This is a genomic window from Rhodococcus sp. P3_B8 (genome assembly GCF_056402775.1).
In genome coordinates, this window is the sequence record NZ_JBFUGT010000265.1 from 1 (window position 1) to 9,152 (window position 9,152).

Here is a 9,152-nt window from a genome sequence, read left to right on the forward strand (position 1 = left end):
GCGTTTGCCAGCTCTGGAGCGTTTGCCAGCTCTGGAGGGCAATTCAGAAGCACCATGGGCCGGGCCGCTGTCCCGAATATCTCAATCAGATGCTGATCGAAGACTACTTGAACGGCCGCCGCGGTCCAACGAGTAGGGAGGGAGTTCCCAGTACGTCGTGGCATGTTCCAGCCCAATCGCCGGCCAGGTCGTAACGAGGACCACCGCCGTCGGCAGCAGGAATCGAGACCTGTCGGCGTCATGATCGCCCGGCCCGCTCACGGAAGCGCCCGGGCAGTGACCAGGATCACAATTCGACGCGCATTCGGGCGCGATTCGGCGGGCGACCTCGCGGAGCCGACGAGCGGCGGGTCCGCCGCGACGAACGGTCGAGGACGGGGGATAGTGGTGAACACCGGATGTGATCCGGTGAACATCAGGATCTTTCGGGGTGGTCGCGTCACGTCGTCCACTCCTACACTGGCCGCCGTGAGCCYCCAGATCAGTGATCCCGCGTCCCCGGTGCAGTCGAGCCGGATTCGACACTCGGCGTTCCAGCAGAAGGTGACGTCGGCGGAGGAAGCGGTGAAGGCCATCGGTCCGGGTGACACCGTTGCTGTCAGCGGTTTCGCCAGTGCCGGGACACCCAAGGCGGTCATCCCGGCCTTGGCCGACCGGATTCACGCCGCCCGCGCGGCCGGCGCGAATTTCACCATCGACCTGCTGACCGGGGCGTCCGTGTCGACGGAGACCGAGAGGATGCTCACTGAGATCGACGGAATCGCCCTGCGGATGCCCTACCAGGCGGAATCCACGGCGCGTCAGAAGATCAACCAGGGGCGGATGGACTACGTCGACATCCACCTCTCACACGTGGCCCAGCAGGTGTGGGAGGGCTACTACGGCGTGGTAAACGTCGCGGTCGTCGAGGTTTCCGGCATCACCGAGACCGGCGAGCTGATCCCCTCCGCGTCGGTCGGAAACAACAAGACGTGGCTCGACGTCGCGGAGAAAGTCATTCTCGAGGTCAACTCGTGGGTCCCGGACGCGATGGACGGTATCCACGACATCTACTACGGCACAGCTCTGCCCCCGCACCGCCGGCCGATCGAACTCACAGACGTCGAGGACCGCATCGGGCAACCGCATTACCGGGTGGACCCGGCCAAGGTTGTTGCGGTGGTGGAAACAAATGCCCCCGACAGTGCGAGCGCGCTGACCGCTCCCGATGCGGTCAGCGAGGCGATCGCTGCCCACGTGCTGGACTTCTTCGACCACGAGGTGAGGCGTGGCCGGCTCCCGGAGAACACCCTGCTGCCACTGCAGGCTGGCGTCGGAAACGTGGCCAATGCCGTACTCGGCGGCCTCGATCGCGGCCCGTATCGGGGTTTGACCTGCTATTCCGAGGTCATCCAGGACGGGATGCTGCACTTGATCAAGCACGGCACCGTCCGGTTCGCGTCGGCTACCGCGCTGGCGCTCTCGGAGGCGGGGATCGAGGAGTTGACCTCCAACATCGACTTCTACCGGCAGCACATCCGGCTCCGTCCGCAAGAAATCAGCAACCACCCCGAGGTGGTCCGCCGATTGGGAATCATCGCGATGAACGGGATGCTGGAGGCCGACGTCTACGGGAACGTCAATTCGACGCACGTGATGGGCACCAAGATCATGAACGGCATCGGCGGATCCGGGGACTTCGCGCGCAACGGGTACCTGTCGATGTTCCTCAGCCCGTCCACGGCGAAGAACGGGGCGATCTCGTCGATCGTCCCGATGACCCCGCACGTCGACCACACCGAGCACGACACCCAGGTACTGGTCACCGAGCAGGGCCTTGCCGACTTGCGGGGGTTGTCGCCGCGTCGTCGGGCACGGGTGATCATCGAGCGCTGCGCGCATCCGGAATTCCGGCCGTTGCTCACCGATTATGTCGAGCGGGCGACGGCAACTGTGGGAGCCGGCCAGACGCCGCACCTGCTCGGGGAGGCGTTCTCGTTCCACCAGCGGTACCTGGAGTCCGGCTCGATGCGACTCTAGGACGGTCACCTTCCCGCTCTCCCGTCGGGTGGTGGATCTTCCGGGGCTCGTCCGCGAATGCGAGGCGAGGCGAGGCGATCTGGGACCTGGTGGGCCCGAGGGCCGAGGAAATCTGTCGGACTCGAAGTAGCGGATCTACCACACATCGGAAGAGCCGCGGACACAATAGAGAGGAGAGCGAGGACCGAGTCCGAGGAGAGGGAGCAGGCTGCTCGCGCGGTCCGAGCATCCAGCCGAAGGCCCACATGACGTGACCTTGTCGGGTGCGGCCAGCGACGAGATCGGCGCTCCCGTGGTGATCGACTTCTTGTATTCCGTCTACGGTTCCCCCGGCGCATTGCTGATACTCGTCTACCGCGGCCGCGTCGACCCCCTCGCCGAGAGCAGCGACGGGTGGCGACATTTCAGGGCCGTCAGCGCGGCGGCTATCGACCAAACCTGCGACGTCGATGGCGTACGGCGCGGCCGGTTCGTAGTGGGCAGGACGGGCCGACGCACGGCGAAGCAGGGCGATCGCGCCCTCCACATTGCCGCGCCGGACGTGGGTGATGCCGACCATGAGCTGGTCCAGGCCTTGCCACAGCATCCGCTCGTCGTCCGGACAGTTCTTCCCAGCGGCCTCGAGCACCTCGTGCGCGTCGAATGCCAGACGAGAGGGTCGGCCGGCGCGAGTTCGAGATCATCGGAATACGCGGAATGCCCGTACTACGTCAGCGGAGTCGTTCTCACCGTACGGCTCCCGCTATGCCGGTGCCTATCTGCGGGCGCCGCCACAGCTCCCACGCGAGTCGCAGGACTCCGATCGCGGTAAGAACGGTCAGCGTCAAGACGGCGGGGACGGAAATCGCCACCGGAAAAACTAGGAGGGCCGCGACGGCGGTGAGGAGCCGATCGACGGTGAGCTGATGATGGTCACGCCATCGGTAGGCCACCTCGGCAGCGTAGAACAGTGCCACCCCACCGGTGAGGGCGAGGGCGGCCAGCGGCGCCAGCGGCTCGTCGATGTGTTCCACCGAAACCCGTGCCCCGAGGGCGAAGAAGACGATCCCCGCGACGAGCGGAAGGTGCAGGTAGCTGTAGGCATCGCGCGCCAACCGTACCCGATCGACACTGGGTGTTCGCCGCATCCGTTCTTCGGCGCCGGCAGTGAGGCCGAAGTAGGTCCACCACAGGGTGGCCGAGATCAGCACCCCGAGAACCACAGCGCCGAGAACAGCGGGACGGCGCAGGTTTTCGGTTGCCCCCGCCCCCAGCGCAATGATCGTCTCGCCCAGCGCGATGATGATGACCGAACCGTGGCGCTCGATGAAATACGAAGGTACGACCCGAAGTCCGCTGATTCCCGCTATCAGGGGACTGCCGAAGTCGACCGCCGCCGCCGCGACCCACAGCAACTCACGGTAGGGGGAGGCCACAAAAGCAGCGGCAACGATCACGGCCGGCCCGACGAGCAGGCCCGGCGCCAGTCGGCGGATCGCCGACGCCAATCCATCCTCGTCTCGGGATGACGCGGCGAGGAAAATACCGACGTTGATGAGGCGGACGGCGAGCAATGCGAGCCCGAAAACGAGGGCCCCGGTGGTGAATGCGGTCGGCAGTGCGATCGCAGCGATGAGCATCGCCGCCATCGCGACGATGATCAAAGTCTTGTGCGTCACCCGCGCCGTTTCGAATGTGTTGGTCAGCCAGGCGTAGCACACCCACGCCCACCACAGGGCGAGCAACGCGAGCACACCCCGGCCGAAACCCTGCCAGGAGATGTCACTGAGCATCAGGTGTGTGACCTGCGACATCGCGTACACGAAGGTGAGGTCGAAGAACAACTCCAGGTTGCCCACCGACCGCCTATCAGACTCCTGCGATCCGTCGGTGTCGGGCTCGCGGCCGGCGGATCCCCCGGCGGCGTTGCCGTCGTCGACCGTCATCGTCGACCAGTGGTCATGATCATCGCCCGTTGCTCTTCACCGGTGATGTTCTCCGTACACCTTCTCGGGGGTGATCCGCACCAGCAGTGCGCCACCTTTCCGACCGCTTCGACGCTCACATCCGCGACGTCGCCCTGTCGACGTTGCCCTGTCGACGCAGTTCCCTGACGACGCAGGTCACTGCTCACAGCGCCGCCACGGCCGCCTCGGCGACGGTCTTGTCCTGCTCCCCGGTGCCGCCGCTGACGCCGACCGCCCCGACGACCTGGCCGTTGTGCCGCAGCGGCACACCGCCGGTGAAGATCATGATGCGCCCACCGTTGGACACGTGTATCCCGTAGAACTGCCCGCCCGGACCCGCGTCGGCCGCGAGGTCCTCGGTCGAGATGTCCAGCGCCCGCGCGGTGAACGCCTTGCTGATCGAGATGTCGATGCTGGCGATCCAGGCACCGTCCATCCGCACGTGGGCCACGAGGTTGCCGCCGGCATCGACCACCGCAATGTTCGACGGCGACTCGATCTCGTCAGCTTTGGCCTGCCCGGCGGCGATCACCCGCTGCGCATCGTCGAGGGACACCGAGGTCTGGTTCACTGTCATGACGCACCCGCCCGGGGCTTCGCGAACTGCGCGACGATGGCCTGACAGAAGGCGGGGAGGTCGTCGGGCGAGCGGCTCGAGATCAGGTTCCCGTCGATCGCGACCTCTTCGTCGACGACGTCGGCCCCGGCGTTGCGCAGGTCGGTCCGCAAACTCGGGTATGAGGTGAGCGTTCTGCCTTTGGCCACACCGGCCTCGACGAGGGTCCAGGGACCGTGGCAGATTACCCCGACCGGCTTTCCCGAGCCGACGAAGTCGCGCACGAACGACACCGCCGCCTCCTCGATTCGCAGCTTGTCCGGGTTCACCGTGCCGCCCGGCAGCAGCAAGGCATCATAGTCGTCGACCGAAACATCGGACACGGCCCGATCTACGGTGAACGTGCCGGCCGCGTCGAGGTCGTTGTTGCGTGCCTGGATTTCGCCGGTCTTCGGCGACAGCAGCTCCGTGTGCCCACCGGCTTGGTGCACCGCGTCGCGGGGTCGCTCGAGTTCGACTCTTTCGACCCCGTCGGCAGCAAGTATCGCGATCCGCTTGCCCTGCAGTGTCATTGCCATCGTTGTGCTCCTCTCGGTCCGGGCCGCCTCACGGATGCATTACGACCTTGGTCCATCCGTCGTCGCGGGCATCGAAATGCTGGTAGCCGGACTCGGCCTCGGCCAGTGGCAGTTCGTGGGAGACGATCCAGGACGGCTTGGCACGGCCCTGGTGGATCAGGTCGCGCAGCTGCCGGTTGTAGTGCTTGACGTTGGCCTGCCCGGTTCCGACCTTCTGCCCCTTGAACCAGAATTTGCCCATGTCGAAGGCGATCTTGCCGTGGCGTTCGAGTTCGTCGGGGCCGTTTCGGTCCTGGGGCAGGAAGATGCCGACCACCCCGATGTGGCCGGTGAAGCGCACCGAGTCGACGAGCCGGTTCATCGTCATCGCGGCGTCCTCGTGACCCTGCGGGTCGTGCGCCTGATACCCGACGCACTCACAACCCTTGTCGGCACCCTGCCCGCGGGTCTGTTCCAGGACCTGCTCGACCGGGTCGCCCTTCGAATCGTCGATCGGAATGACGCCGATCTCCTCGGCGAGCTTGAGCCGGTCCGGATGCCGGTCGACGATCATCACCTTGCTCGCGCCCTGGATCATCGCCGAATACGCCGCCATCAACCCGACCGGCCCGGCCCCGTACACCACCATCGAATCGCCGGGCTGCATGTCCGCGAGGCGGGTGCAGTGCCAGCCGGTGGGAAAGATGTCGGAGAGCATCACGTAGTCGGTTTCCTTGTCCTGGGCATCCTCGGGCAGCCGCAGACAGTTGAAGTCGCCGAACGGCACCCGCAGATACTCCGCCTGCCCGCCCCAGAACGGGCCCATCCCGGCGAACCCGTATGCGGCGCCGGCCATCTTCGGATCCGGGTGCACCGTCAGGCAGAACGCGGTCAATCCTTCCTCGCAGTTTCGGCAGAAACCGCAGCCGATGTTGAACGGCAGGCACACCCGATCCCCGGGTGAGACCTTGACCACCGCATTGCCCACCTCGGCGACGATCCCCAAGTTTTCGTGACCGAGGACCATCCCGGGCTCCAGATCGGTGCGGCCCTCATACATGTGGAGATCCGACCCGCAAATGTTGGTGCTGGTGATCTTTACCAGCACATCGGTCGGCTGCTCAATCCTCGCATCGGGCACATCCTTCACATGAACCTCACGTGGCCCGTCGTACACAAGCGCTTTCATCTCGACTCCCTGATGCTGCGTTTTCCGGTGGATCCCGGCCCGGCGGCCACAGGCGGTTACGTGTGAGCGACCGAATGAATCGTGCTGCTGGGGCAGACGCGACAGCGAACGGAACTGAAAGCAAAACCAAAACTTTTGCGCGCCAACATGTTTCGCGTCACAGCCGACAACAGCGGGTGCATTCCAGGCGTCGCATTCCGTCCACCATGGAGTCTCCTCTTCCGGCTCCACGATTACTAGGGGTGAGATCGGTTTCMTTGATTTGTGGGCTCGCGGGCTTCTTCCCTTTACCGGTCGATGGTGTGATGCTGGACCATGTCCACCACCTCGAACAGGAGACCCGACATGGCCACCAAGGCGCTGCTGGTCCGACTCGAAGCCAAACCCGGCAAGGAAAACGCGGTCGAGGAATTCCTCCGATCCGCGCTGCCGCTCGTCGAGCAGGAGCCCGGCACGAAGCCTTGGTTGGCGGTACGGTTCGGTCCCTCGACGTTCGGCATCATCGACGCATTCCCCGACGAGGCCGCCCGTGAAACACATCTCAATGGGCCGGTCGGCAAGGCCCTCGGTGAACGCGCCGACGAACTCTTCGCTGCGCCGCCCGAAATCAGCAACCTCGACGTGCTCGCCGACAAGCTCTGAACCACCGACTGGAAACAGCCCGCCCGCAAGCTCGACAGAACCGACATCACCCACGCGGACCCGAACCGAGACACGCGAGTCCGCCCAACCTGTCGAATCTTGGTGCACAACGACGAGGCGAGCGCAGCCTGATCCGTCACCGGGCCCCACCAAACTCCACGGAACTCGGGACATCCTCCGCGACCACCATGCTCACCTGGGTCAAAGAACGCTCGGTGTTCTCAACGTCGTGTAAGTGCATGATTCTCACGAACTTGCCGGAATCCGCATCCCGGTCGCTATCCCGTAAGGCGATCGGTCACCGGACGCGCCAAGGCCGGCCGTCGGGCGCCCTCGCCGATTGAGTTTAAAAGGCGATCGATTCCGGTGATGGATCGGTCGACGGTATATCGCAAACTTCGTCAGCGTTCGCGAGTTGGGTCGCGGGTTCGTAGGCCGCGATCATCACGCCTCGTTCGACTGACTCTGGGTCTCCTCGATGCGTTGCCGCTGCCGGACCCCGTACGCCGCCTCCTTGACGGCGGCGTCGTCCTCGAGACCCGACCCGAGGGCCCCACCGATGGTGGCRATGGACGCCAGCAACCAGGTGAGCGTCAGGTAATCGGAGAAGTTCACCGCGCGCCCGAGAATGCGGGACARCAGTTCCGGGGGAAGAGCGAGGCACGTGGTGAACAGGAGCAGGCCGAACAGGGCCACGTGGAGGATGACGACGCCGATGACCAGGGTGACCACGGTCGCGGTGTTGTACAGCACCGAACGATCACGCTCCTCCGGCGACTTCGGCCGCTCCCACAGTTCGTGRTCGAGGATCAGCCACAGAATCATCGCCACGATCGACAGGACCGTCGCCGCACTCATACGCCATGGGCCCATCGTGTCGGCGAACAACCAGATCGTCTCGGTGGCCAGSGCGATCGCACCCGTGGCGAACGCGCCGACGAGCACCTTCGACAGTCCGGTGACCAGTCGCCACGGCCGGTTGRCCCGCACCATCCCCGACAGCAGTCGCAGTCGCCGCAGTCCCGAGGGCGCGAAGTACCGGATACCGTCCTCAATCTGCACACACGGGAACCGCCGCGCCCCGCCGGGGGGCTTGAGTTCCGGTTCCCCGAGGATGCGGGCGATCGCGAGTTCGGTGACGGTGCGGACGCGGCGCTCGATGTTGACGCCGCCCACCCCGGCGACGGAGATGAGCGCGAAGAGGTGGTCGGCGCTGACTTCGCCCACCACGGGCAGGGTGTCCACGCGGCGGGGCAGATCGGTGAGGTACACGACGATGTCTTCCGCTTCGGAGGACGGATCGACTGTGTCGATGACATCTGCGAAGTCTGCTTGCTCGTCGGGCAGGTACGGTTTGCGGCGTACGCACGTCGTCCACCGGCGCCCGACCCGGTCAGAGCTGCGCAGGCGTTCCGGCAGGCACTCCGCAATGCGTTCGGCAACAGCCGCAGGTTTGCCCGGATCCGCGATGAACAGCACCGAGGCCTGCTCCCCCGCGGCACCGGAGCGCCCTTCCTGCAATTGCTCGTTCGCCTTCACCGCCTTCGCGTACCCGCTCGGTCTGCCCCCAAACCCCAGTCAGTGGGTGCGAGTCGATCACGGCGCGCCCCGCTGTCCGTGTGCCAGTGCAACGATGTATGGGGCCCACCTGTGCATCTGTTCCGCAGTCGCCTTTCAGGCCACAAATCAGCTCCCGACGTATTAGTGGATCTGAAAGCCTTTGAACGGCCATCTCCCGGAGGGTTTCTCCGATCGACAACCGGCCGTCATATCGAGGCCGTGGAGCCGTCCAAACAGCTCGAGAAATTCGGCTCGATGCAGGATAKCGTGGACAAGCTTATGAGCCACAGCAAAAAAACATTGTTCACGCACCAACATATCGCCCTTTTCCCATTGCCCGCGGCATGGATCGAGAATCAAAATCACCGAGGCTGCGCAACGTCATACGAAACAGGGATTTATAAATGTCCGAATCAAATACCTTACCGGCCAGGGGAAGACGTTCCGAGAACACCTTGGAGATATGTGCGTTTGCCAGCTCTGGAGGGCAATTCAGAAGCACCATGGGCCGGGCCGCTGTCCCGAATATCTCAATCAGATGCTGATCGAAGACTACTTGAACGGCCGCCGCGGTCCAACGAGTAGGGAGGGAGTTCCCAGTACGTCGTGGCATGTTCCAGCCCAATCGCCGGCCAGGTCGTAACGAGGACCACCGCCGTCGGCAGCAGGAATCGAGACCTGTC

General features: G+C 64.8%; 7 protein-coding genes and 1 pseudogene. 2 read left to right on the forward strand and 6 right to left on the reverse strand.

Annotation, left to right across the window (positions count from 1 at the left end; genetic code table 11):
- Nucleotides 1-501: 501 nt before the first annotated feature.
- Entirely contained in the window at nt 502-2,019 is a 1,518-nt protein-coding gene (locus tag AC1D1G_RS36525) for an acetyl-CoA hydrolase/transferase family protein (RefSeq protein WP_283334516.1), read from the forward strand.
- A 430-nt stretch (nt 2,020-2,449) separates the two neighbouring features.
- Here the strand turns inward: AC1D1G_RS36525 and AC1D1G_RS36530 are convergent.
- The 5 genes and pseudogenes from AC1D1G_RS36530 to AC1D1G_RS36550 all read right to left on the reverse strand — a co-directional run.
- Nucleotides 2,450-2,668, reverse strand: a pseudogene (locus tag AC1D1G_RS36530) (DUF309 domain-containing protein); the annotation flags it as partial.
- 76 nt (nt 2,669-2,744) lie between these two features.
- Nucleotides 2,745-3,944, reverse strand: coding sequence for a low temperature requirement protein A (locus AC1D1G_RS36535; protein WP_317569482.1), 1,200 nt, complete (start codon nt 3,942-3,944; stop codon nt 2,745-2,747).
- A 184-nt stretch (nt 3,945-4,128) separates the two neighbouring features.
- The gene (locus AC1D1G_RS36540; protein WP_317569481.1) at nt 4,129-4,542 is read right to left on the reverse strand and encodes a GlcG/HbpS family heme-binding protein; all 414 of its coding nucleotides are present in this window, start codon (nt 4,540-4,542) and stop codon (nt 4,129-4,131) included.
- Complete coding sequence (locus AC1D1G_RS36545) at nt 4,539-5,099, reverse strand: type 1 glutamine amidotransferase domain-containing protein (protein WP_283334506.1); 561 nt, start codon at nt 5,097-5,099, stop codon at nt 4,539-4,541. Before AC1D1G_RS36545 ends, AC1D1G_RS36540 begins: the two co-directional genes overlap by 4 nt.
- A 28-nt stretch (nt 5,100-5,127) precedes the next feature.
- Nucleotides 5,128-6,267 (reverse strand): glutathione-independent formaldehyde dehydrogenase, encoded by a 1,140-nt coding sequence (locus tag AC1D1G_RS36550; protein ID WP_283334507.1) that lies wholly within the window; start codon nt 6,265-6,267, stop codon nt 5,128-5,130.
- 345 nt (nt 6,268-6,612) lie between these two features.
- On the opposite strand from AC1D1G_RS36550, the gene AC1D1G_RS36555 reads away from it, so the two are divergent.
- A complete protein-coding gene (locus AC1D1G_RS36555) occupies nt 6,613-6,909 on the forward strand; it encodes a putative quinol monooxygenase (protein WP_054247999.1) in 297 nt (98 codons plus the stop codon).
- A 444-nt stretch (nt 6,910-7,353) separates the two neighbouring features.
- Here AC1D1G_RS36555 and AC1D1G_RS36560 read toward each other — a convergent pair whose 3' ends face one another.
- Nucleotides 7,354-8,448, reverse strand: a complete 1,095-nt coding sequence (locus AC1D1G_RS36560) for a hypothetical protein (RefSeq protein ID WP_477955939.1) — start codon at nt 8,446-8,448, stop codon at nt 7,354-7,356.
- Nucleotides 8,449-9,152 lie beyond the last annotated feature (704 nt).